Annotated in this window: 19 protein-coding genes; 6 read left to right on the top strand and 13 right to left on the bottom strand. The window is 59.2% G+C overall.

Translation table 11 applies throughout. The features are described 5' to 3' along the window. Positions 1-76 precede the first annotated feature (76 nt). The 4 genes from gshB to D781_RS18115 form a co-directional block, all read right to left on the bottom strand. Entirely contained in the window at positions 77-1,027 is a 951-nt protein-coding gene (gene gshB / locus D781_RS18130; RefSeq protein ID WP_015673787.1) for a glutathione synthase, read from the bottom strand. A 13-nt stretch (positions 1,028-1,040) separates the two neighbouring features. Further along, complete coding sequence (rsmE, locus tag D781_RS18125) at positions 1,041-1,772, bottom strand: 16S rRNA (uracil(1498)-N(3))-methyltransferase (RefSeq protein WP_015673786.1); 732 nt, start codon at positions 1,770-1,772, stop codon at positions 1,041-1,043. A 123-nt stretch (positions 1,773-1,895) separates the two neighbouring features. Continuing rightward, positions 1,896-2,591 (bottom strand): deoxyribonuclease I, encoded by a 696-nt coding sequence (gene endA / locus D781_RS18120; RefSeq protein WP_015673785.1) that lies wholly within the window; start codon positions 2,589-2,591, stop codon positions 1,896-1,898. Positions 2,592-2,764: 173 nt separating this feature from the next. Further along, positions 2,765-3,292 (bottom strand): SprT family zinc-dependent metalloprotease, encoded by a 528-nt coding sequence (locus D781_RS18115; protein WP_015673784.1) that lies wholly within the window; start codon positions 3,290-3,292, stop codon positions 2,765-2,767. Positions 3,293-3,665: 373 nt separating this feature from the next. Here D781_RS18115 and fumA point away from each other — a divergent pair, with 373 nt between their 5' ends. Further along, positions 3,666-5,312, top strand: a complete 1,647-nt coding sequence (gene fumA / locus D781_RS18110; protein WP_015673783.1) for a class I fumarate hydratase FumA — start codon at positions 3,666-3,668, stop codon at positions 5,310-5,312. A 92-nt stretch (positions 5,313-5,404) separates the two neighbouring features. Here fumA and D781_RS18105 read toward each other — a convergent pair whose 3' ends face one another. From D781_RS18105 to D781_RS18075, 7 genes are all read right to left on the bottom strand, one after another. After that, positions 5,405-6,802 (bottom strand): sugar porter family MFS transporter, encoded by a 1,398-nt coding sequence (locus D781_RS18105; protein ID WP_015673782.1) that lies wholly within the window; start codon positions 6,800-6,802, stop codon positions 5,405-5,407. Between the two features lie 49 nt (positions 6,803-6,851). Continuing rightward, on the bottom strand, positions 6,852-7,040 hold the full coding sequence (locus D781_RS18100) for a hypothetical protein (RefSeq protein ID WP_041411877.1): 189 nt from the start codon (positions 7,038-7,040) through the stop codon (positions 6,852-6,854). A gap of 31 nt (positions 7,041-7,071) precedes the next feature. Continuing rightward, positions 7,072-8,067 (bottom strand): XdhC family protein, encoded by a 996-nt coding sequence (locus D781_RS18095; RefSeq protein ID WP_015673781.1) that lies wholly within the window; start codon positions 8,065-8,067, stop codon positions 7,072-7,074. A gap of 3 nt (positions 8,068-8,070) precedes the next feature. Continuing rightward, entirely contained in the window at positions 8,071-8,640 is a 570-nt protein-coding gene (locus D781_RS18090) for a nucleotidyltransferase family protein (protein WP_015673780.1), read from the bottom strand. Positions 8,641-8,768: 128 nt separating this feature from the next. Next, positions 8,769-9,719: a family 43 glycosylhydrolase gene (locus D781_RS18085; protein ID WP_015673779.1), complete on the bottom strand. Its 951-nt coding sequence runs from the start codon at positions 9,717-9,719 to the stop codon at positions 8,769-8,771. A gap of 11 nt (positions 9,720-9,730) precedes the next feature. Next, on the bottom strand, positions 9,731-11,131 hold the full coding sequence (locus tag D781_RS18080) for an MFS transporter (RefSeq protein WP_015673778.1): 1,401 nt from the start codon (positions 11,129-11,131) through the stop codon (positions 9,731-9,733). Between the two features lie 213 nt (positions 11,132-11,344). Beyond that, on the bottom strand, positions 11,345-12,490 hold the full coding sequence (locus tag D781_RS18075; RefSeq protein ID WP_233494143.1) for an MFS transporter: 1,146 nt from the start codon (positions 12,488-12,490) through the stop codon (positions 11,345-11,347). Positions 12,491-12,735: 245 nt separating this feature from the next. Here D781_RS18075 and D781_RS18070 point away from each other — a divergent pair, with 245 nt between their 5' ends. Then, a complete protein-coding gene (locus tag D781_RS18070) occupies positions 12,736-13,353 on the top strand; it encodes a TetR/AcrR family transcriptional regulator (RefSeq protein ID WP_015673776.1) in 618 nt (205 codons plus the stop codon). 55 nt (positions 13,354-13,408) lie between these two features. Here D781_RS18070 and D781_RS18065 read toward each other — a convergent pair whose 3' ends face one another. Beyond that, positions 13,409-14,785 carry an amino acid permease gene (locus D781_RS18065; RefSeq protein ID WP_015673775.1) on the bottom strand — a complete coding sequence of 459 codons (1,377 nt, stop codon included), beginning with the start codon at positions 14,783-14,785 and terminating at the stop codon, positions 13,409-13,411. Between the two features lie 666 nt (positions 14,786-15,451). On the opposite strand from D781_RS18065, the gene pdhR reads away from it, so the two are divergent. The 4 genes from pdhR (at position 15,452) to lpdA (ending at position 22,716) form a co-directional block, all read left to right on the top strand. Further along, complete coding sequence (gene pdhR / locus D781_RS18060) at positions 15,452-16,216, top strand: pyruvate dehydrogenase complex transcriptional repressor PdhR (RefSeq protein ID WP_015673774.1); 765 nt, start codon at positions 15,452-15,454, stop codon at positions 16,214-16,216. A 172-nt stretch (positions 16,217-16,388) separates the two neighbouring features. Further along, positions 16,389-19,052, top strand: a complete 2,664-nt coding sequence (gene aceE / locus D781_RS18055) for a pyruvate dehydrogenase (acetyl-transferring), homodimeric type (RefSeq protein ID WP_015673773.1) — start codon at positions 16,389-16,391, stop codon at positions 19,050-19,052. A gap of 13 nt (positions 19,053-19,065) precedes the next feature. Further along, on the top strand, positions 19,066-20,943 hold the full coding sequence (gene aceF, locus D781_RS18050) for a pyruvate dehydrogenase complex dihydrolipoyllysine-residue acetyltransferase (protein ID WP_015673772.1): 1,878 nt from the start codon (positions 19,066-19,068) through the stop codon (positions 20,941-20,943). A 348-nt stretch (positions 20,944-21,291) separates the two neighbouring features. Beyond that, entirely contained in the window at positions 21,292-22,716 is a 1,425-nt protein-coding gene (gene lpdA / locus D781_RS18045) for a dihydrolipoyl dehydrogenase (protein ID WP_015673771.1), read from the top strand. Positions 22,717-22,807: 91 nt separating this feature from the next. Here the strand turns inward: lpdA and D781_RS24300 are convergent, their stop codons facing one another. Next, the gene (locus D781_RS24300; RefSeq protein ID WP_255265501.1) at positions 22,808-22,930 is read right to left on the bottom strand and encodes a hypothetical protein; all 123 of its coding nucleotides are present in this window, start codon (positions 22,928-22,930) and stop codon (positions 22,808-22,810) included. Positions 22,931-23,435: the final 505 nt, after the last annotated feature.

The raw sequence follows: 23,435 nt of genomic DNA, 5'->3' as shown, positions 1-23,435 counted from the left end.
GGCGCCGCCGCACCGATATGGGCGGAAACGATGTGCAATCGGCAGCGCGGATACAATCGTCCGCGCTGCCGTCAGCTTAGCGCGTCGCCAGACGTTTTTCGATAGCATCCATCAACATACCGGTGATGGAGATCGGGAAGGCCGCTTCGATTTCACGCACGCAGGTCGGGCTGGTGACGTTGATTTCGGTCAGGCGGTCGCCGATAACGTCCAGGCCGACGAATACCAGGCCTTTTTCTTTCAGCGTCGGCGCGACGGTGCGGGCGATCTGCCAGTCGCTTTCGCTCAGCGGGCGTGCTTCGCCACGGCCGCCGGCGGCCAGATTGCCGCGGGTTTCCCCCTGCGCCGGAATACGCGCCAGGCAATAAGGCACCGGCTCGCCGTCGACCACCAGAATGCGCTTGTCGCCCTCTTTGATCGCCGGCAGGAAGTTCTGCGCCATGCAGAAGCGGCTGCCGTGTTCGGTCAGCGTTTCGATAATCACCGACAGGTTAGGGTCTTCCTGTTTCACGCGGAAAATCGAGGCGCCGCCCATGCCGTCCAGCGGCTTGAGGATGATATCGCCGTGCTGCTGGTGGAACTTGCGGATGTGCGCGGCGCTGCGGCTGACCAGCGTATCCGGCGTCAGCTCCGGGAACCAGGCGGTGAACAGCTTTTCATTACAGTCGCGCAGGCTCTGCGGTTTGTTGACGACCAGCGTGCCTTTAACCTCGGCGCGCTCCAGAATATAGGTCGCATAAATGTATTCGGTATCGAACGGCGGATCCTTACGCATCAGGATCACGTCCAGCTCCTGCAGCGCCAGATCCTGCTCGGCGCCGAAGCTGAACCACGCTTCCTTATCTTCCTTTACGCTCAGCACGCGCGTGCGGGCGCGGCCGTCGCCGGCATGCAGATAGAGGTCGTCCATCTCCATATAGTGCAGCTCCCAGCCGCGACGCTGCGCTTCCAGCAGCATGGCGAAGCTGGTGTCTTTCTTGATATTGATGGATGAGATCGGGTCCATCACTATGCCGAGCTTAATCATTGTGCTTTCTCCTTTAACCCAGATCGCCGAAACGTACCTGGAGGGCGGTAATTGCGGTGAGCGCGGTGGTTTCGGTACGCAGAACGCGTGGCCCCAGCAGGATATCGGTAAATCCGTGCCCCGAGGTCATGGCGATTTCATCGGCGGACAGGCCGCCTTCCGGCCCGATTAACAGGCGGACGTGGTTCACCGGCAGCGGCAGCGTATTGATGCTGTGGCTGGCGCGCGGGTGCAGATTCAGTTTCAGGCTGTCGTCCTGCTCGGCGCACCAGGCCTCCAGCGCCATGGCCGGGCGCACCTGTGGCACGCGGTTGCGGCCGCACTGCTCGCAGGCGGCGATGGCGATTTTCTGCCACTGCTGGAGTTTTTTCGCCAGCCGCTCGCCGGACAGCGAGACGCCGCAGCGCTCGGAAAACAGCGGCGTAATGGTGTTCGCGCCCAGCTCGATAGATTTCTGGATGGTGAATTCCATCTTGTCGCCGCGTGAGATCACCTGCCCGAGGTGCAGGTTCAGCGGCGATTCGCGATCTTCCAGCCGGCCTTCACCGACGCGCACCCGTACGCTTTTTTTATCCGCCTGAGTGATTTCGGCGTCGAACACCTGGTTGCTGCCGTCGAACAGCTGCAGCGCCTGGCCCTGACTCATGCGCAACACGCGCCCGACGTGGTTGGCCGCGTCTTCGCACAGGGCGACTTCCGAATGGGAACTCAGCGGTTCCGGGTGATAGATGCGAGGTATGCGCATAGTGACGTTCTAATCCTGACGAAATTCGCAGCCGTTAGCGCTGCGTCCTGAAAGACCAAGAGTATATACCCAAAGGCGGCCGAGCGGCAGCGGCGCCGTAGCCGCTGTCCTTATGCAGACTATTTAGCTTTTACGCTGCTGGCAAGCCTGCTGAATATACGGGTTATGATTTCCCTGTACCTTAGCGATGCGTGCCTCGCGGCGACATTCCCAGTCGCTGACCGGATACTGCCGGTCCCAGACCTCAAACAGCCGGGTCTGCTGGCGCGACAGGCGCAGCTGGTAGCGATCGCGCATATAGAAATAGGTGCGGGCGATGGCGCCGCGGGCGCGGGCCGGCGGTTCCGCCTGCTTGTGCTTGAAGTCGACCTTCATCGGACACTGGCCGTACTGGCCTTCACCGCCGCGCCACTGGCTGTACATAAAGTTATTGCGGTCGCCGTTCACTTCGCCAATCGCCGGCTGCAGGTTGTGCAGATCGGTTTCAATTTTACGGTATGCCGGATCCTTGTTGCAGTTTTTGCGCCCGCCGTCGCGCCAGCACTGCAGCTGGTGGCCGAACTGCCAGGCCGGCACCACGTGTTCCCACTCGATGCGGCCGGCGCGCTGGGCGTTTTTACGCGCCTGATAGCCGCAGCCGCTAAGATCGGGGACGCCTTTCTTGCCGTGCCACTGGATTTGGCAACCGCAGTAGAAGCTGCCGGGGGCGTCCTGATTGATTTTTACCGCTGCCGCTTTGGCCTGGGAGAAGTTGTTGATGCCATGCGCGTTCACCGCGCCAGAAAGGAAAACCATTGCGAACAAAATTTTGCGAAGCATATTCCAAAACAGCTCAAAATCGGAAAAGCACGCAGGGTAGCGGAAGTCACCGGCAGTGGCAAATCAGGCTAATTATTTGTTTCTTCGGCAGAGTTGCCGACGCGGGATTGCGGGGCGTTCCGGCCGCTGACGGAGAGCGGCGGCCGGAAGCAGGTTAGGATCTTGGGGGGCGTTCAGTCGCGTAATTCACGCGTTTCGCCGGTGGCGAACACCAGTTTCTCGCCGCAGCGGCGGCAGCGGTACTCGCTTTCACCGCGCTGGATGCGGTTATGGCGACGCACCGTCAGCTGATGCAGCTGGCAGCGGCACTGATAGGGGAAGGTTTTGCTCTGCACCGAGGCGATACCGAACTGATGGGTGCGGCTGGCCGGTGTCTGCAGCACCTCTTCCATCATCCGGCGCCATTCGCTGCCGTGCGGTGTCGCCGCCTGACCAAAACGGCGGTACACCAGCAGGTGCGCCAGTTCGTGCGGTACAACTTCATCAATAAACGCCTGCTTGTTTTCCATCAGCAGCACCGGGTTAAGGCGGATCTCCCAGTCTTGCAGCCAGGCGGTGCCGGCGCTGGTGCCGCGCTGTTGGTAAACGACCTTGGGTTCCGGGAAGTCTTCGGCAAAATGTTGCCGCGCCAGCTGCAGTTTTTCCCGCAGACAGCGCATCACTGCCTGTTGCAGTGCGATAGGGATTCTGATTTTGTTCATCGCCGTTAGCATACGACGCGGCGCGCGGGGCTGGCAATACGCCTCTGGCTGAAAAAAACGTATCGGTTTATGTAGGCGTACGTGCTTTTTTCATCACAATGCTAAGCCGATCGAGCGGTGCGGATTGTAATGAAGGTGTTAACTGCGGGATAATAAAACGTGCCAGATAAGTCTGTACCCGCAGTTCTCACAGGACGTGGTCGAAAAAGCTCAAACGGCGTAGCGCCCGCGATTCAGGGGCGTTTTGCGATTTAGCGCAATAACCGGCTACCTAAAAATAAGTAAGGTGTGGTGAGTTTTTTTGACGCAGCGACCCGAGTCATGCGCTGAAAGTGTGAATTTAACGCAGCTAATTGTTGCAAGTGAGAGATAAATGTCGAATAAACCGTTCCATTATCAAGATCCGTTTCCACTGAAAAAAGACGATACCGAATACTATCTGTTAAGCCGCGACCACGTTTCCGTCGCCGAATTTGAAGGGCAGGAAGTCCTGAAAGTTGCGCCGGAAGCCCTGACCCTCCTCGCCCAGCACGCCTTCCACGACGCATCCTTTATGCTGCGCCCGGCGCACCAGCAGCAGGTTGCCGATATCCTTGCCGACCCGGAAGCCAGTGAAAACGATAAGTACGTTGCGCTGCAATTTCTGCGTAACTCAGAAATCGCCGCCAAGGGTATTTTGCCTACCTGCCAGGATACCGGCACCGCGATCATCGTCGGTAAAAAAGGCCAGCGCGTCTGGACCGGCGGCGGCGATGAAGCGGCGCTGTCGCGCGGCGTGTACAACACCTATATCGAAGACAACCTGCGCTACTCGCAGAACGCCGCGCTGGATATGTACAAAGAGGTGAATACTGGCAGCAACCTGCCGGCGCAGATCGACCTTTACAGCGTCGACGGCGATGAATACAAATTCCTGTGCATCGCCAAGGGCGGCGGTTCCGCCAACAAAACCTATCTGTATCAGGAAACCAAGGCGCTGCTGTCGCCGGGCAAACTGAAAGATTACCTGGTGGACAAGATGCGCACCCTGGGCACTGCGGCCTGCCCGCCGTATCACGTGGCCTTCGTGATTGGCGGCACCTCCGCCGAGGCAACGCTGAAAACGGTCAAGCTGGCCTCCACCAAGTACTACGACGGCCTGCCGACCGAAGGTAACGAGCACGGCCAGGCGTTCCGCGACGTAGCGCTGGAAGAGGAACTGCTGAAAGAAGCGCAGAACCTGGGGCTGGGCGCGCAGTTCGGCGGTAAATACTTCGCCCACGATATCCGCGTGATCCGTCTGCCGCGTCACGGCGCGTCGTGCCCGGTCGGCATGGGGGTTTCCTGCTCCGCGGACCGCAATATCAAGGCGAAAATCAACCGCGACGGCATCTGGCTGGAGAAACTGGAGCACAACCCGGGCCGCTATATCCCGCAGGAACTGCGTCAGGCCGGGGAAGGGGAAGCGGTGAAAGTGGATCTGAACCGTCCGATGGCCGAGATCCTCAAGCAGCTGTCGCAATATCCGGTCTCCACCCGTCTGTCGCTGAGCGGCACCATTATCGTTGGCCGCGATATCGCGCACGCCAAGCTGAAAGAGCGTCTGGAGCGCGGCGAAGGGCTGCCGCAGTATGTGAAAGACCACCCGATTTATTACGCCGGCCCGGCCAAAACGCCGGACGGCTATGCATCGGGTTCGCTGGGGCCGACCACCGCCGGGCGGATGGACTCCTACGTGGATCTGCTGCAGTCTCACGGCGGCAGCATGATTATGCTGGCGAAGGGTAACCGCAGCCAGCAGGTGACCGACGCCTGTAACAAGCACGGTGGCTTCTACCTCGGCAGCATCGGCGGTCCGGCGGCGGTGCTGGCGCAGCAGAGCATCAAGAGTCTGGAATGCGTGGAATATCCGGAGCTGGGGATGGAAGCGATCTGGAAAATTGAAGTGGAAGACTTCCCGGCGTTTATCCTGGTGGATGACAAAGGCAATGACTTCTTCCAGAAGATTCAGAGCTCGCAGTGCACTCGCTGTGTGAAATAACGCGGCGGAAATAAAACGGGGACGGGCTGTGCGCCCGTCCCCGGATAAGTTTTCCCTACCAGGGCGCGACGAAGGTCGCGCCCTGGTCTGTTTTAGCGTGAGCCGATATCGCGCAGCGCTTTGCCGGACATCAGATTACGCTCGATATGCTCCAGCGAAATGTTTTTGGTTTCCGGAATCAGCACGATGGTCAGCACGATAAACAGCAGGTTCAGCGCGGCGTAGACCCAGAAGGTGTGCGCGCTGCCCAGGCTGTTCAGCATGGTCAGGAAGGTGGCGCCGACGATCATGTTGGCGATCCAGTTCACCGCCGTGGAGCAGGTGATGCCGAAATCGCGGCCTTTCAGCGGCTGAATCTCCGAGCACAGCACCCAGATCAGCGGGCCGGCGCTCATGGCGAAACCGACGATAAACATCAGCAGCATCAGGACGGCGAAGTACTGTGCGGCGGTGCTGGCGATGCCGATATTCATCATGGTGCCGAGCACGCCCATGCCGATCGCCATCACCAGGAAGCCCAGCTTCAGCGTCGGCTTGCGGCCCCAGCGGTCAACCAGACCGATGGCGATAAAGGTCGCCAGCACGTTGACCAGGCCGACGATCACGGTGCCCCACATTTGCTGCGAGGTACTGGCAAAGCCGGCCAGATCGAAGATTTTCGGCGCGTAGTACATGATGACGTTCATGCCGGTAAACTGCTGCATCACCTGCAGCAGAATGCCGAGGTATACCGCGCGGCGGAAATTCTTGTTGTCTTTGAACAGCGCCCAGCCGCTCTGTTTGATCTTCAGGCTTTCGCGGATCTCATCCAGTTCGGCCTTGGCCTGCGCCGTAGTATCACGCAGCATCTCCAGCACCTGGCGCGCCTCTTCATGCCGGCCGCGTGACGCCAGCCAGCGCGGGCTGCGCGGCAGGAAGATCACGCCGATCAGCAGCAGCAGCGCCGGGATGGTGATGATGCCGAGCATCCAGCGCCAGGCGCCGCTATAGCTGAACGCGGTATCCGACAGGTAAGCCGCCAGAATACCGATGGTGATCATCAGCTGGTACATGGAAATCATACTGCCGCGAATGCGCTCCGGGGCGATTTCCGACAGGTACAGCGGCGCGGTGAAGGAGGCGATGCCGACGGCCAGCCCCAGCAGCACGCGGGAAACTACCAGCACTTCGACGTTGGGGGCGAAGGCGGAACACAGTGAACCGATGACAAACAGCACGGCGCCGATCATCAGGCTGTATTTACGTCCCAGCCGGTAAGAGAGCCAGCCGCTGCCGACCGCGCCGACCGCGGCGCCGAACATCATGGAGCTGACCACCCATTCCTGCTGGTGGGCGGTGATTTGGAACTCATCGGCAAGAAACGGCAGCGCTCCGGCAATCACGCCGATATCGAGGCCGAATAGCAGACCCGCCAGTGCGGCGAGGAAGCAGACAAAGAAAGTCATCTGGGCATTTGACCGGCTTTTGCCTGTGGTTGTTACGGTACTCATAACGTCTCCAAAAGGGGAATATAAAACGCCGAATGGCTTTGAGGGTATGTTATTGATCACGGTGATTATTGAAAGTGCGCCGGATCACATTGATGTAATCGGTTACATTTTCAGCCGTTTTTAAGACGATTCTAACCACCGGGAAGGCATTTTGGAAAGCCATCATGGCCAAATAAGCGGCAGTGTCCTGATTGTAATCGTTTTCAGTCTGGCGGGCACGGGCGTGCGTCAGCGTCAAACGGGGGGCCGCCCCGTTGTTTCAGGCAGGATTATGCCACATCAGTGGCGGCGCCCGCCGCTGCGGGACGGATATTTTTTTGCTGCACGATATCGGCCATGACCGCCAGGGCGATTTCCGCCGGGGTTTTACTGCCGAGCGCCAGGCCGATCGGCGCATGGATGCGGCTTAGCTGCTGCGGATTAAATTCGGCAATGTCCTGCAGCCGCTGACGCCGTCGGGCGCTGTTCTGCTGCGAGCCCATAGCGCCGATATAAAACGCCGGGGTATGGATCGCCTCCATCAGCGTCAGATCGTCCACGCGCGGATCGTGGGTCAGGGCGACCACCGCGGTGTTGCCATGGCAGCCGCCTTCCTCAATAAATTTGGCCGGGAACTGTCGCACCAGCGTCACCGCCGGCGTTAACTGCGCGGCGAAGTTTTCCAGCGCGTCGGGGCGGTTTTCACACACCAGCACGTCAAAGCCCAGCGCGGCGGCGAATTCAGCGCAGTACAGGGCCACGCTCGACAGGCCGGCGATCAGCAGGCGCGGGGCGGCGGCGATATGCAGGACGATCTCCTCGCCGCGGCGTTCAACCCGGGTGGCGCTGGCAAAGGCGGTTTCTTGCAATGCGGTACAGGCGTACGGCAGCGTCAGGCGTTTGACCAGCGCGTGGTGGCCGTCCAGCGCCGCGGCCATCTGCGCCAGATAGCGCATGCTCTGTTCACCGGCCGGCAGGTACTCGATCAGCACGTCCAGCACGCCGCCGCAGGGCAGCGCCACGTTCGGTGTCAGGCCGCCTTCGCCGTAGCGCACCACCTGGCTGGCCGCCTGGTAGTCGCCGGCGGCGATGCGCTGCAGAAAATCCTCCTCCACGCAGCCGCCGGACAGCGATCCGCAGTAGCGTCCGTCGGCGCCGGCCGCCATCAGCGCGCCGGGAGCGCGTGGCGAAGAGCCATAGGTGGCCAGCACGGTGCACAGCCAGACCGGCTGCTGCTGCAGCCAGGACATGGCCTGACCGACGACGGTGATATCGAGATGTTGCATAGGCTATTCGTTGTCCGCTAGCTGAGAAGGGAGATCAATATCCGTGACGATGGCCGGGTTATCAACCGAAATCAGGTGCACCTCGCGGCCAAACAGCACGGAACGTCCACCGTCGTCGCCGCGCAGGGCGCATAGCGCGTTGCGCAACGCGGCGGAAAAGCCGACGGGATGCCCCGGACGGCCGTTAACGCAGGGGCGGGCGATCGCATGCTGCTGCAGCGCCGCCGCGGTCTGCCGGAATATCTCCGGCGGCACGAAGGGCATATCCGCCAGATGGATCAGCCAGCCGTCCCATTGCGGGCGGGCCGCCACGCCGGCGGCGATGGAGTCACCCAGGCCGTGGCTGTCCAGCAGCACCGTCTCGACCTGCTGTTCGGCACAGTGCCGGCGTACGCGCTGATTGTCCGGCCGGGTCACCACCACCAGCGGCAGGCCGCTGTCTTGCGCCTGTTGCAGCGTGCGGGCGAACAGGGTGCTTTCGCCCAAGGGCGCATTCAGTTTATTTCCACTGCCACCCGCCCGGATAAAGCGTTCACTGCGGCCGGCGGCGGCAATCACAATACCTGTCGTCATACCGATCACCTGCGTTTGCGTAACCACAACCGATTACCAAAACAGTAAAGATGTTAGGGGATCATTATGAGCAATTTTAACGCCTCATGGCGACGTTTTATCAACGGCGCGGTGGGGGCGGGGCCGCATCATGCCCTGTCCGCTGGCGGTTCGCCAAACAGCGGCATGCCCTGTTCATCCCACTCCAGGGTTTTGATGCGCGTATGGCGGTTAGGGTCGTACAGCGGATCGCCGTCGATTTCGGTGTAGTTGCGGGCGTGATATACCAGCACGTCGCTGCCGTCCTCATCCCGGGTAAAGCTGTTGTGGCCGGGGCCGAACTGGCGGTTGTCGTAGCTGGTGCGAAATACCGGCTGCGGTGATTTATGCCACTGCGTCGGGTCGGTCAGCTCGGCGTCGATGTCCGCCCACAGCAGCCCGAGGCAGTAATTCTCGTCGGTGGCGCTGGCGGAGTAGCTGATGAAGATCCGCCGCCCGTGGCGGATCACCGCAGGTCCCTCATTGACCCAAAACCCCCGCGTCTCCCACGGCAGTTCCGGTTTGCTGAGCATCACCGGCTCCCCCCGCAGCGTCCACGGGTTGGCCATCTCCGCCAGATAGAGGTTGGAGTTGCCGCGAATGGCCGGATCCTTCTGCGCCCATAAATAGTAGTGCCTGCCGCGATGATGAAAGTAGGTGGCGTCGAGGGAAAAAGTGTCGAGGTGGCTGTAAATGCGCCCTTTTTCCTGCCAGACGCCGGTGAGCGGATCGGCATCGCTGCACGCCAGCGCGAACATGCGGTGCTGGAACAGGCCGTCTTTGATCGCCGGGCTGTGGGCGGCGGCGAAATAGATGTACCAGACGCCGTCGATCATATGCAGCTCCGGCGCCCAGATCAGGGCGCTCATCGGCCCGCTGGCCGGCTTGCGCCAGATAACGTGCGGCGTGGCCTGCGCCAGGGCGCTCAGGCTGGCGGCGCGGCGCAGCTCCAGCCGGTCGTATTCCGGCACCGAGGCGATAAAGTAGTAGTTGCCGTCGCTATGAAGCAGGATAAAGGGATCGGCGCGTTGCGTAATCAGCGGATTGGGATAGGTTTTCATCGTGATCTCTCTTAGCTGTGCCGGGTTTCAAGCTGGCGCTCACGGTAGTCGGCCAGCTCCTGATAGTTGGCGCGGCGTTTGGCCAGGTCGCTCTGGATTTGCTGCATCAGGGTGCGATCCACCTTCAGCAGCCGCACCACGCCGGCGGTGATCAGGTAGCCGATGCCGGGGATAACGGTAAACAGCAGGACGATGCAGTCGAGCGCGCCGGCGCTCTGGCTGGCGGCATCGGCCTGGTAGCCGGACAGCGACATCAGGAAGCCGACCATCGCGCCGGCCACCGCCAGCCCCACTTTCAGGAAGAAGAGATTACCGGAGAAGCTGATGCCGGTGATGCGTTTGCCGGTTTTCCACTCGCCGTAATCATCGACGTCGGCCATCAGCGACCAGTGCAGCGGCGATGGGATTTGGTGCAGGATGTTCAGCAGGAAATAGGCCGCCACGATGCCCCAGGTCAGCTGCGGGTTGAGGAAATAGAAGGCGCAGGAGAACAGCGCCAGCGCAATGTTGGTCCAGAAGAACACCTGCAGTTTGCAGAAGCGGTCGGTGAGCGGCTTGGCCAGCGCGCTGCCGATCATCATGCCGACCACGCCGAGCGCGATAAACAGGCTGGCGAAGGACGATGACTGCTGCATGACATAGGTGACGTAGTACATGGTGGCCGCCATGCGGATAAAGCCGGGGCAGACGTTGCAGAAGGTCAGCAGCAGGATGCGTACCCACTGGTCGTTTTTCCAGACGTCTTTCAGATCGGCTTTTAACGCGTCGTTGGTCGGCACCGCCGGGCGGATGCGCTCCTTCACCGTGGCGAAGCAGAACAGAAACATAAACAGTGCGATCAGCGCCAGCACGCCCATCGCCATCTGGTAGCCGCGCGCCTTGTCAGCGCCGCCGAACCATTCGGCCAGCGGCAGCAGCGTCAGCGACAGCAGCAGGGTGGCGATGCCGACCATGATAAAACGGTATGACTGGCAGGAGACCCGCTCGTGCGGATCGGCGGTGATTACGCCGCCCAGCGAGCAGTAGGGAATATTAATGGCGGTATAGGTCAGCGACATCAGAAAATAGGTGGCGAAGGCGTAGATCACCTTGCTGTTATAGCTCCACTCGGGGGTCGTGAACATCAGCACGCTGAACAGCACGTAGGGCAGTGAGATCCACAGCAGCCAGGGGCGGAAGCGCCCCCAGCGGCTCTGGGTACGATCGGCGATCGCCCCCATAATCGGGTCGGTGACCGCGTCCAGTACCCGCACCGACAGCAGCAGAATGCCCACCAGCGCCGGCGTCAGGCCGAAGATATCGGTGTAAAAATAGTTGAGGAACAGCATGATGGCGCCGCCAATCATATTGCATCCGGCGTCCCCCATGCCGTAACCGATCTTTTCTTTTATCGAAAGGGCATTGCTCTTCATGGACATTTTCTCCGCGCTGACAGGATCGGACTCAATGATGATGATTATTGTCTTGCCCGGCGGGGGGCGGTCAGGAGCTGATGGTTATAGAGATGGACAAACCCGCCATGGCGGGAGAAGTGTGAGCTTGCTAGCAAACTTGACCGAGGAGGGGGAGTGGCAACGGCAAACAGCACGGCCGCAAACCGTGCTGTCGTTAGGATAAGGCCGCTTTCACTGGCTCACGATATGGGAGCTGCCGAGGCGGTGTCCCGGTTTGAAGGCGTATTCGCGGGACGACCAGGCGATGGCGAACGAGATGGCCAGCAGGATCAGCAGCGCCCAGGGAAAAGAGCGGGCTCCCCAGGACTCCAGCAGCATGCCGCCGATGATGCCGCCGCAGGCGATCGCCGAGTTCCAGGCCACCACGTTCATGGAGAGCGCCACGTCGGTGCCGTCTCCCGCCGCATCGGCAAGCGCGGTTTGCAACAGGGTTGCCGCGCCGCCGAAGGTAATGCCCCAGATGATCACGCCCAGATAAATGACGGCGGGGTCTTGCGCGCCGACGCCGAAGACCAGCGCGATCAGCGCGAAGGCCGCGAGGCTGGCCAGTACCGAGGTGCGCAGGTGGCGCTCCACCAGCCTGCCGATGAGCCAGATGCCGGCGAGCGCCGCCGCGCCGAAGGCGAACAGCACCAGATCGGTTCGGTCTGCCATGCCGGCCGGCGCGATAAACGGAGCGATGTAGGTATAGAGGATGTTATGCGCTAGCATCCAGGTGATCACCACCGCCAGAACCGGGCGTACCCCGGGCGTGAGAAAGACCCGGCGCAGCGGCATGCGCTCATGGGCCGGCTGACCGGCGTAGTCGGGGACTTTGACGTATACCCAGACGATCAGCAGCAGCGTCAGGGCCGACATGATCCAAAATGCGCTGCGCCAGCCGATAAGCGATCCCATAAAGGTGCCCAAAGGCACACCCAGAGAGAGGGCGATCGGGGTGCCCACCATGGCAATGGCCAGGGCGCGTCCCTGCTGATAAGGCGCGACCATCCGCCGGGCATAGCCGGCCAGCAGGCTCCAGGCCAGTCCGGCGGCAACGCCGGCAAAGAAGCGGGCGACCAGCGTGACGAGGTAATGGGTCGAGAGCGCCGTCGCAGAGTTGAAGAGCAGAAAGCCGACAATGGTCAGCAGCAGGACATTACGCCGCCGCCAGCCGCGGGTGGCAATCGTCAGCGGGATCGCCGCCAGCAGTGAGCCCAGCGCGTATGCCGTCACCATTTGTCCGGCCAGAGACGGGTTAACGCCGAGGCCCTGACTGATTTGCGGCAGCAGGCCGGCGGGCAACGTTTCGGTCACGATACAGATAAAGCCCGTCATGGCCAAAGCCAGCAGGGCGGCGACGGGCAGGCGAGCGGCGTTAACCGGTGTTGCCTGAGTGGATGAGTTATTCACGCAAAAGATCCTTTCGACGATGAGAAGTTTCCGGTCGCGCTGGGGCAGCCGGCGTCTGAAGCACATCGATATCTATACCGATCGGTACAAATGTAATCATCACCGTCGTCACATTGTCAATGAATTATATATCGATTAGTATATATATCGTGAAAGATAAGGAGTCAGCGATGGCGCAGATGGGACGTCCCCGCAGCTTCGATCGCCAACAGGCCATCGAGCAAGCGATGTACCTGTTCTGGGAACAGGGCTATGAATCAACCTCGCTCAGCCAGTTGAAGGCGAGCATCGGCGGCGGCATTTCCGCGCCGAGTTTCTATGCGGCTTTCGGGTCGAAAGAGGCATTATTCAAAGAGGCCGTGCAGTGTTATCTGGAGAGCTATGCGCGCGTTACGGCGTGCCTTTGGGATGACGCGCTGGCGCCGAGAGAGGCCGTTGAACGGGCGTTGCGCCAATCGACGACCATGCAGTGCGAACCGGGACATCCGAAGGGGTGCATGGTTGCTTTCGGCGCCATGAGCGCGCCGACGCCCGCGCATGCCGACGTGGCTAAACCGTTGGCGGAATCGCGTGCGCGGACGTACGCCGGATTTATCCGTTGCGTCGAACGCGCCATTGCCAGCGGCGAGCTTGCCGCAAGCGCCGATGCCCGGACGCTGGCGACCGTCTTTAACAGTTTTCTGCTCGGCGTCTCAATATCGGCGCGGGACGGCGTTGAGGTCTCGACCTTCCTGGGGGCAATTGCTGAAGTGATGAAAGTCTGGGACGCGCTGAGTAAGCAGACGTAGCGGGCGGGACAAGGTATGAGAGGAAGCAGGCCCGCATCGGCGGGCCTGCGGAGAATCAGCGTACGGTGCTGCCGAGCGCCCGCTGGCTGCGCTGCTTGATGGCGTAGCCTACCGCCAGCACTGCCACCCAGAGCGGGATCAGCAGCACGGAGATGCGAATGCCCGGCGTCAGATACATAATCACCAGAATACCGGCCATAAACAGCAGGCACAGGTAGTTACTCAGCGGATACCAGAACGCCTTGAACTTCGGCTCCACGCCTTCACGGCGTTTTGCCGCGCGGAACTTCAGGTGGGCCAGGCTGATCATCGCCCAGTTGATCACCAGCGCGGACACCACCAGCGCCATCAGCAGTTCAAACGCGCGCCCCGGCAGCAGATAGTTAATCAGCACGCAGAACGCGGTCGCCAGCGCCGAGACGCCGATAGCGACGACGGGCACGCCGCGGCCGTCTACCTTCAGCAGGCTTTTCGGCCCGTTACCCTGCTGAGCCAGGCCGTACAGCATGCGGCTGTTGCAGTAGACGCAGCTGTTATACACCGACAGCGCCGCCGTCAGCACCACGATGTTCAGCACCGTTGCCACCAGGTTGCTGTTCAGCGCGTGGAAAATCAGAACGAACGGACTGCCGCCTTCCACCACTTTGCCCCACGGGTAGAGGGAGAGCAGAATCGTCAGCGAACCGATATAGAAGATCAGGATGCGGTAGATCACCTGGTTGGTGGCCTTGGGAATGCTTTTGGCCGGGTTATCCGCCTCGGCGGCGGTGATGCCGACCAGCTCCAGGCCGCCGAAGGAGAACATGATCACCGCCATCGCCATCACCAGCCCGCTGATGTCGTTAGGGAAGAAGCCACCCTGCGCCCACAGGTTGGTGACCGTGGCCTCCGGGCCGCCCATGCCGCTCAGCAGCAGGTAGGCGCCGAAGACGATCATGCCGATAATCGCCACCACCTTGATAATGGCGAACCAGAACTCCAACTCGCCGTACACCTTGACGTTGGCCAGGTTGATGGCGTTGATCGCCAGGAAGAATACCGCGGCGGAGACCCAGGTGGGGATTTCCGGCCACCAGTACTGCACATAGATGCCGACCGCCGTCAGTTCGGCCATCGCCACCAGCACGTACAGCACCCAGTAGTTCCAACCGGAGGCGAAGCCGGCAAAGTTGCCCCAGTATTTGTAGGCGAAGTGGCTGAACGAGCCGGCCACCGGCTCTTCCACCACCATTTCACCCAGCTGGCGCATAATCAGAAAGGCGATAAAGCCGCCGATCGCGTAGCCCAGGATAACTGACGGGCCGGCCATTTTTATTGTTTGCGCGATGCCGAGAAATAACCCGGTGCCGATTGCGCCGCCTAAGGCGATAAGCTGAATATGGCGGTTTTTCAGCCCGCGTTTCAGCTGGTCGCCCTGTTGTTGACCATCCATCAGTGTTTACCCTCTGTCGTTGCAAATGCTCACACATTGTAAATGAGTGATTACGATGTCTGTATGTTTTTGTTTACGGCGTTATCGCTATTAATTAAACGGCGCCGCTACCGTTTCATGAAGAATAATGTTATGCGGAAAAGTTTGCATCTCCTTTGTTTTGCTGGTGATTAAGATTTCAGCAGTTTAGGCAACAAAATGCGGATTGTGTGATGAGAACGGCCGTTGTGTGCATGAAATAAGCAATAAATCACATAATTCGCAAAAAGATTGTTCTTACCTTCAACCGATGTCTCATCTTGCCGCTTCTCTGCGGCGGCTAACTCTTTATGGTCATAGCTATTCACCAAAGCGTCATAAACATGCAATAAATCTCCGGCATTGACGGTTCACTCTGGAGGGATAACGGTGTGCCTTAACGATGGAATGTGACCTGTGTCACATAAGGGGCTAAGGCGTTCGGGTAAAGCTTTGTAAATGGTATTACCACTGTAGGGGTAGCAGGCAGCGGCGGCGGGGGATTTCAGGTAGTAAAACGTGCGGGCCGTGCGGTTTTCGACTGGGGGCCATATGGACAGGAGGTGAATACTTTGTTACTTTACCGTCACGTTTGTGAAATTGGTATTACCAATTGACTTCGCGCTATTCGCAGAGAAAAAATCACCCATGGCCTATAGCAAAATCCGCCAGCCCAAGCTGTCAGACGTTATCGAGCAGCAGCTCGAATACCTGATACTCGAGGGTACGCTGCGCCCAGGCGAAAAGTTGCCTCCGGAGCGCGAATTGGCGAAACAGTTTGACGTTTCCCGCCCTTCTCTGAGAGAGGCAATCCAGCGCCTGGAAGCAAAGGGGCTGCTGTTGCGCCGTCAGGGCGGGGGAACCTTTGTGCAAACCAACCTCTGGCAAAGCTTCAGCGATCCGCTGGCTGAACTGCTGGCCGATCACCCTGAATCACAGTTCGACCTGCTCGAAACCCGTCATGCGCTCGAAGGCATCGCCGCCTATTACGCGGCGCTGCGCGGCACCGACGAGGATCTGGCGCGCATCCGCGATTGCCATATCGTGATTCAGCAGGCGCAGGACAGCGGCGATCTGGACGCCGAAGCCGACGCGGTCATGCAGTATCAGATTGCCGTTACCGAGGCGGCGCACAACGTTGTGTTGCTGCATTTGCTACGCTGCATGGGGCCGATGCTGGAACAGAACGTCCGACAGAACTTTGAATTGCTCTACTCGCGCCGTGAGATGTTGGCGAAAGTGAGCAGCCATCGCGCCGGGATTTTTGAGGCGATAGTGGCGCGCGAGCCGGAAAAAGCCCGCGAAGCCTCTCACCGCCACTTGGCGTTTATTGAGGAAATCTTGCTGGATCTCAGCCGGGAACATACCCGTCGTGAGCGATCGTTACGGCGACTCCAGCAACGCAAGGAGTAAGAGCGGTTCCCGGCTTGGGGTAACACCAGCCCAATATCAGGGATAAAGCTCGCAGTGCTTAGTTAAGTACTTTAGCGGCAACTAAACTGATGAGCCTGTCTTCGTGCGCTTTGCCGCAGAGCGCAGGAAGACAGGCTCCAAATAAACCATTAGACAGATAAGGAATACCACCATGTCAGAACGTTTAAACAATGACGTGGATCCGATCGAAACCCGCGACTGGCTGCAGGCGATCGAATCGGTCATCCGTGAAGAGGGTGTTGAGCGAGCTCAGTTTCTGATTGATCAGGTATTGGGTGAAGCCCGCAAAGGCGGCGTTAATGTAGCGGCCGGTTCCGCTGCTAACGATTACATCAACACCATCGCGGTGGAAGACGAGCCTGACTATCCGGGCAACCTGGATCTGGAACGCCGTATCCGCAGCGCGATCCGCTGGAACGCCGTGATGACCGTTCTGCGCGCTTCCAAGAAAGATCTGGAGCTGGGCGGCCACATGGCTTCCTTCCAGTCTTCCGCGACCTTCTATGAAGTCTGCTTTAACCATTTCTTCCGCGCACGCAACGCGAAAGATGGCGGCGATCTGGTGTACTTCCAGGGCCACATCTCTCCGGGCGTTTACGCGCGCGCCTTCCTTGAAGGCCGCCTGACCGAAGAGCAAATGAACAACTTCCGTCAGGAAGTGCACGGCAATGGCCTGTCTTCTTATCCGCATCCAAAACTGATGCCGGAATTCTGGCAGTTCCCGACCGTTTCCATGGGCCTTGGCCCGCTGAGCGCCATCTACCAGGCTAAATTCCTGAAGTATCTGGAACACCGCGGCCTGAAAGACACCTCTGCACAGACCGTTTACGCCTTCCTGGGCGACGGTGAAATGGATGAGCCGGAATCCAAAGGCGCCATCACCATCGCTACCCGTGAAAAACTGGACAACCTGGTATTCGTCATCAACTGCAACCTGCAGCGTCTGGACGGCCCGGTGACCGGCAACGGCAAAATCATCAACGAACTGGAAGGCATCTTCGCCGGCGCAGGCTGGCAGGTGCTGAAAGTGATCTGGGGCGGCCGCTGGGACGAACTGCTGCGTAAAGACACCAGCGGTAAACTGGTGCAGCTGATGAACGAAACCCTGGACGGCGACTACCAGACCTTTAAATCCAAAGACGGCGCTTACGTGCGCGAGCACTTCTTCGGCCGTTATCCGGAAACCGCCGCGCTGGTTGCCGACTGGAGCGACGAGCAGATCTGGGCGCTGAACCGCGGCGGCCACGATCCGAAGAAAGTCTTCGCCGCGCTGAAAAAAGCGCAGGACACCAAAGGCAAACCAACCGTTATCCTGGCTCACACCATCAAGGGTTACGGCATGGGCGACACCGCGGAAGGCAAGAACATCGCCCACCAGGTGAAGAAAATGAACATGGAAGGGGTGCATCACTTCCGCGATCGTTTCAACGTGCCGGTAGCCGATGCCGACATCGAAAAACTGCCGTACGTGACCTTCGAGAAAGATTCCGAAGAGTACAAATACCTGCACGAGCGCCGCGAGAAGCTGGAAGGCTACCTGCCGAGCCGTCAGCCTAACTTCAGCGAGAAGCTGGAGCTGCCTTCTCTGGAAGACTTCGGCCCGCTGCTGGAAGAGCAGAACAAAGAGATCTCCACCACCATCGCCTTTGTGCGCGCCCTGAACGTGATGCTGAAGAACAAGTCGATCAAAGATCGTCTGGTGCCGATCATCGCCGATGAAGCACGTACCTTCGGTATGGAAGGCCTGTTCCGCCAGATCGGTATCTACAGCCCGAACGGCCAGCAGTACACCCCGCAGGACCGTGAGCAGGTGGCTTACTACAAAGAAGACGAGAAAGGTCAGATTCTGCAGGAAGGGATCAACGAACTGGGCGCCGGCGCGTCCTGGCTGGCGGCTGCGACCTCTTACAGCACCAACGACCTGCCGATGATTCCGTTCTACATCTACTACTCGATGTTCGGCTTCCAGCGTATCGGCGATCTATGCTGGGCAGCGGGCGACCAACAGGCGCGCGGCTTCCTGATCGGCGGCACCTCCGGCCGCACCACGCTGAACGGCGAAGGTCTGCAGCACGAAGACGGCCACAGCCACATTCAGTCGCTGACCATCCCGAACTGTATCTCTTACGATCCGGCGTATGCTTACGAAGTGGCGGTCATCATGCATGACGGCCTGGTGCGTATGTACGGCGAAGCGCAGGAGAACGTTTACTACTACCTGACCACGCTGAACGAAAACTACCACATGCCGGCCATGCCGCAGGGCGCCGAAGAAGGCATCCGCAAGGGTATCTACAAGCTGGAAACCCTGGAAGGCAGCAAAGGCAAGGTACAGCTGATGGGTTCTGGCGCAATCCTGCGTCACGTGCGCGAAGCGGCGCAGATCCTGGCGAACGACTACGGCGTCGGCTCCGACGTGTTCAGCGTGACCTCGTTCACCGAACTGGCGCGCGACGGTCAGGACTGCGAACGCTGGAACATGCTGCACCCGACCGAAGAGCCGCGCGTGCCTTACGTGGCTCAGGTGCTGAGCGATGCGCCGGCGGTTGCGTCTACCGACTACATGAAACTGTTCGCCGAGCAGATCCGCAACTTTATCCCGGCCAGCGATTATCGCGTACTGGGCACCGATGGCTTCGGTCGTTCTGACAGCCGTGAGAACCTGCGTCACCACTTCGAAGTGGATGCATCTTACGTGGTGGTTGCGGCCCTGGGCGAGCTGGCTAAACGCGGTGAAATCGATAAGAAAGTGGTTGCCGAAGCGATCGCCAAATTCGATATCGATGCCGATAAAGTTAATCCGCGTCTGGCCTAAGAGGTAAAGAAGAATGTCTATTGAAATCAAAGTGCCGGATATCGGTGCAGATGAAGTCGAAATCACCGAAATTTTGGTGAAGGTCGGCGATAAGGTCGAGGCTGAGCAGTCGTTGATCACCGTGGAAGGCGACAAGGCCTCTATGGAAGTGCCATCGCCGCAGGCCGGCGTGGTGAAAGAGATCAAAGTGGCGGTCGGCGATAAAACCGAAACCGGCAAGCTGATCATGATCTTTGACGCGGAGGGCGCAGCGGCTGCTGCCCCGGCGCAGGAAGCCAAGCAGGAAGCGGCTCCGGCTGCGGCGCCTGCTGCTGCGGCGGCGAAAGAGGTTCAGGTACCGGATATCGGCGACGACGAAGTAGAAGTCACCGAGATCATGGTCAAGGTGGGCGACACCGTGACCGAAGAGCAGTCGCTGATCACCGTGGAAGGCGACAAGGCCTCCATGGAAGTGCCTGCGCCGTTTGCCGGCACCGTTAAAGAGATCAAAATCAACACCGGCGATAAAGTGAAGACCGGCTCGTTGATTATGGTATTCGAAGTGGCCGGCAGCGCGCCGGCAGCCGCTCCGGCTCAGGCTGCAGCACCGGCGGCCGCAGCGCCGGCGGCAGCGGCCGCCAAAGACGTGGCCGTGCCGGACATCGGCGGCGACGAAGTCGAAGTGACCGAAGTGATGGTGAAAGTGGGCGATAAAATCGCCGCTGAGCAGTCGCTGATCACCGTGGAAGGCGACAAGGCCTCGATGGAAGTGCCTGCGCCGTTTGCCGGCACCGTCAAAGAGATCAAAGTCAGCACCGGCGATAAAGTGAAAACCGGCTCGCTGATTATGGTGTTTGAGGTGGAAGGCGCTGCGCCAGCCGCCGCTCCGGCAGCCGCTGCGCCTGCGCCGGCTCCGGCCCAGCAGGAAACCAAGGCCGCTGCGCCGGCCGCGAAAGCGGAAGGTAAAAACGAATTCACCGAAAACGATGCCTACGTGCACGCGACGCCGGTTATCCGTCGTCTGGCGCGCGAGTTCGGCGTCAACCTGGCGAAGGTCAAGGGCACCGGTCGTAAAGGCCGCATCCTGCGCGAAGACGTTCAGGCCTACGTGAAAGACGCGGTGAAACGCGCCGAGTCCGCACCGGCTGCCGCTGCGGGCGGTGGTCTGCCGGGCATGCTGCCATGGCCGAAGGTGGACTTCAGCAAGTTCGGCGAGATCGAAGAAGTGGAAATGGGCCGTATCCAGAAGATCTCCGGCGCCAACCTGAGCCGTAACTGGGTGATGATCCCGCACGTTACGCACTTCGACAAAACCGATATCACCGAGCTGGAAGCGTTCCGCAAGCAGCAGAATGAAGAAGCGGCCAAGCGCAAGCTGGACGTGAAGTTCACCCCGGTGGTGTTCATCATGAAAGCGGTTGCCGCAGCGCTGGAGCAGATGCCGCGCTTCAACAGCTCGCTGTCTGAAGATGGCCAGAAGCTGACGCTGAAAAAATACATCAACATCGGCGTGGCGGTAGATACGCCAAACGGTCTGGTGGTTCCGGTGTTCAAGGATGTTAACAAGAAAGGCATCACTGAACTGTCCCGCGAACTGATGGCGATCTCCAAGAAAGCGCGCGACGGCAAGTTGACCGCCGGCGAAATGCAGGGCGGCTGCTTCACCATCTCCAGCCTGGGCGGTATCGGGACAACCCACTTTGCGCCGATCGTCAACGCGCCGGAAGTGGCTATCCTGGGCGTCTCCAAGTCTGCGATGGAGCCGGTCTGGAACGGTAAAGAGTTCATGCCGCGTCTGATGATGCCGATGTCGCTCTCCTTCGACCACCGTGTGATTGACGGTGCCGACGGTGCGCGCTTTATCACCATCATCAACAATATGCTGTCTGACATTCGCCGTCTGGTGATGTAAGGAAAAAAGGGCGCAGCATGCTGCGCCCTTATCGCTTCGGTAGCAGTTTTGTCGGTTTTTGCATGATTCGACAAGATTGTTGAGACACGGGTCACTTCGAACATGCTTTGCAGATTATTAACAATTCTGTAAACTGCTCGCGGTGTAAGCGTCCCGGTGGATGAAGGGCGTTATGAATTCGATTAAAAATATACCCTATAGATTTCACATGGCAGCCAGGCGGCAAATTTGTGAATTCCCAGGCTAAGTGGCTGGGGTGAGCGAATGAAGCCAACAACGCGTCCAGGTGAAAGATGATGGGTATAAAAATGACGTCTGACCCGCCGGACAATAAATTAAGAGGTCATGATGAGTACTGAAATAAAAACTCAGGTCGTGGTACTTGGGGCGGGCCCAGCGGGTTACTCTGCTGCCTTTCGTTGCGCTGACTTAGGTCTTGAAACCGTTCTGGTTGAACGTTATTCCACGCTGGGCGGGGTTTGCCTGAACGTGGGATGTATCCCTTCCAAAGCACTGCTGCACGTTGCCAAAGTGATTGAAGAAGCCAAAGCGCTGGCTGAACACGGCATCGTCTTCGGTGAGCCGAAAACCGACATCAACAAGATCCGTACCTGGAAAGAAAAAGTCATCACTCAGCTGACCGGTGGTCTGGCGGGTATGGCTAAAGGCCGTAAGGTGAAAGTGGTGAACGGTCTGGGCAAATTTACCGGCGCTAACACCCTGGTTGTTGAAGGCGAAAACGGCCCAACCACCATCAACTTCGATAACGCCATCATTGCCGCAGGTTCTCGTCCGATCCAACTGCCATTCATCCCTCATGATGACCCGCGCGTGTGGGACTCCACCGATGCGCTGGAGCTGAAAACCGTCCCAGAGCGCATGCTGGTGATGGGCGGCGGCATCATCGGTCTGGAAATGGGCACCGTTTACCACGCGCTGGGTTCCCAGATTGACGTGGTGGAAATGTTCGACCAGGTGATCCCGGCGGCGGATAAAGACGTGGTGAAAGTGTTCACCAAGCGTATCAGCAAACAGTTCAACCTGATGCTGGAAACCAAAGTGACCGCGGTAGAAGCCAAAGAAGATGGTATCTACGTCACGATGGAAGGCAAAAAAGCGCCGGCGGAACCACAGCGTTACGACGCGGTGCTGGTGGCTATCGGCCGTGTGCCGAACGGCAAACTGCTGGATGCTGACAAAGCGGGCGTGGCGGTTGACGAGCGCGGCTTTATCAACGTTGACAAGCAGCTGCGCACCAACGTGCCGAACATCTTCGCCATCGGCGATATCGTCGGTCAGCCGATGCTGGCGCACAAAGGCGTGCATGAAGGCCACGTTGCCGCAGAAGTTATCGCTGGTATGAAGCACTACTTCGATCCGAAAGTCATCCCATCCATCGCCTACACCGAACCGGAAGTAGCATGGGTAGGTCTGACCGAGAAAGAAGCGAAAGAGAAAGGCATCAGCTACGAAACCGCCACCTTCCCATGGGCGGCGTCCGGCCGTGCTATCGCTTCCGACTGTGCAGACGGCATGACCAAACTGATCTTCGACAAAGAAACCCACCGCGTTATCGGCGGGGCGATTGTCGGCACTAACGGCGGCGAGCTGCTGGGTGAAATCGGTCTGGCCATCGAGATGGGTTGTGATGCGGAAGACATCGCGCTGACCATCCACGCTCACCCGACCCTGCACGAATCGGTCGGCATGGCGGCTGAGATGTACGAAGGCAGCATCACCGACCTGCCTAACCCGAAAGCCAAGAAAAAGTAATTTTTCGGCTTAGACGGTTGATAAGCGGCTCCTGAAAAGGGGCCGTTTTTTATGGCGGTGATAAAAGGCCGCTCAGTGAGCGGCCAGTAGCTTACTTGTTCTGGACTATTACGTTCAGCGTCAGGCTGTTGCCGTTGACCGACCAACCGCCTTTATCAACCCCAAACGCCGCGCCCAGTACAATGAGCAGGATAAATAACGAACTCCTTTTCATTGCGCGATCCCTGTGGAACCACGACCACCGCGACTTCACCGGAAAAATCCCGGCGGAACAAGCGCTTTGTGACGCTCGCATCGCGGTTGTTGCAGCACTGTTCTCAAGCCCGGTGACCGGCTGCTAAACCGGCAGAACAGACCCGGAGAGATAGTAACGTGGAATCACCTTTTCCACATTCTTTCTGTTGATTTTTTAATCGTTATTGCGCAGAATGTCTCTGCTTTGTGGCGCTTGTATCGTACCTAATCGATGTAAGATTCCGTCCGGCGCCTGCTAACGTCGTACGGAACAAAGAAACCGCCTTAACGGCGGTTTTTTTGTTTTTGTCGCCGGCGTTTTTTCCGCTGTTCAAGCAGTAGTTATTGTAATAGTGTGGGCATTATGATGCGCCTGACGGGCGGGGCGCATCTGTCCGGCCGCCTTGTCCTGCCTGCATCGCAGCCGATTACTCTGTGCTCAACGATTCAGCAAAGATTTAATGTTGCTTTTATGTGAACGAATT

It is taken from the genome of Serratia sp. FGI94 (assembly GCF_000330865.1).
In the GTDB taxonomy this organism is placed as follows: domain Bacteria; phylum Pseudomonadota; class Gammaproteobacteria; order Enterobacterales; family Enterobacteriaceae; genus Serratia_B; species Serratia_B rubidaea.
This window is presented reverse-complemented; position numbering and strand designations above follow the sequence as displayed.

Excerpts from the sequence above, each read along its gene's own strand:
- gshB (WP_015673787.1), bottom strand. The coding sequence starts at position 1,027 with ATGATTAAGCTCGGCATAGTGATGGACCCGATCTCATCCATCAATATC.
- rsmE (WP_015673786.1), bottom strand. The coding sequence starts at position 1,772 with ATGCGCATACCTCGCATCTATCACCCGGAACCGCTGAGTTCCCATTCG.
- endA (WP_015673785.1), bottom strand. The coding sequence starts at position 2,591 with ATGCTTCGCAAAATTTTGTTCGCAATGGTTTTCCTTTCTGGCGCGGTG.
- D781_RS18115 (WP_015673784.1), bottom strand. The coding sequence starts at position 3,292 with ATGAACAAAATCAGAATCCCTATCGCACTGCAACAGGCAGTGATGCGC.
- fumA (WP_015673783.1), top strand. The coding sequence starts at position 3,666 with ATGTCGAATAAACCGTTCCATTATCAAGATCCGTTTCCACTGAAAAAA.
- D781_RS18105 (WP_015673782.1), bottom strand. The coding sequence starts at position 6,802 with ATGAGTACCGTAACAACCACAGGCAAAAGCCGGTCAAATGCCCAGATG.
- D781_RS18095 (WP_015673781.1), bottom strand. The coding sequence starts at position 8,067 with ATGCAACATCTCGATATCACCGTCGTCGGTCAGGCCATGTCCTGGCTG.
- D781_RS18090 (WP_015673780.1), bottom strand. The coding sequence starts at position 8,640 with ATGACGACAGGTATTGTGATTGCCGCCGCCGGCCGCAGTGAACGCTTT.
- D781_RS18085 (WP_015673779.1), bottom strand. The coding sequence starts at position 9,719 with ATGAAAACCTATCCCAATCCGCTGATTACGCAACGCGCCGATCCCTTT.
- D781_RS18080 (WP_015673778.1), bottom strand. The coding sequence starts at position 11,131 with ATGAAGAGCAATGCCCTTTCGATAAAAGAAAAGATCGGTTACGGCATG.
- D781_RS18075 (WP_233494143.1), bottom strand. The coding sequence starts at position 12,490 with ATGACGGGCTTTATCTGTATCGTGACCGAAACGTTGCCCGCCGGCCTG.
- D781_RS18070 (WP_015673776.1), top strand. The coding sequence starts at position 12,736 with ATGGCGCAGATGGGACGTCCCCGCAGCTTCGATCGCCAACAGGCCATC.
- D781_RS18065 (WP_015673775.1), bottom strand. The coding sequence starts at position 14,785 with ATGGATGGTCAACAACAGGGCGACCAGCTGAAACGCGGGCTGAAAAAC.
- pdhR (WP_015673774.1), top strand. The coding sequence starts at position 15,452 with ATGGCCTATAGCAAAATCCGCCAGCCCAAGCTGTCAGACGTTATCGAG.
- aceE (WP_015673773.1), top strand. The coding sequence starts at position 16,389 with ATGTCAGAACGTTTAAACAATGACGTGGATCCGATCGAAACCCGCGAC.
- aceF (WP_015673772.1), top strand. The coding sequence starts at position 19,066 with ATGTCTATTGAAATCAAAGTGCCGGATATCGGTGCAGATGAAGTCGAA.
- lpdA (WP_015673771.1), top strand. The coding sequence starts at position 21,292 with ATGAGTACTGAAATAAAAACTCAGGTCGTGGTACTTGGGGCGGGCCCA.
- D781_RS24300 (WP_255265501.1), bottom strand. The coding sequence starts at position 22,930 with ATGAAAAGGAGTTCGTTATTTATCCTGCTCATTGTACTGGGCGCGGCG.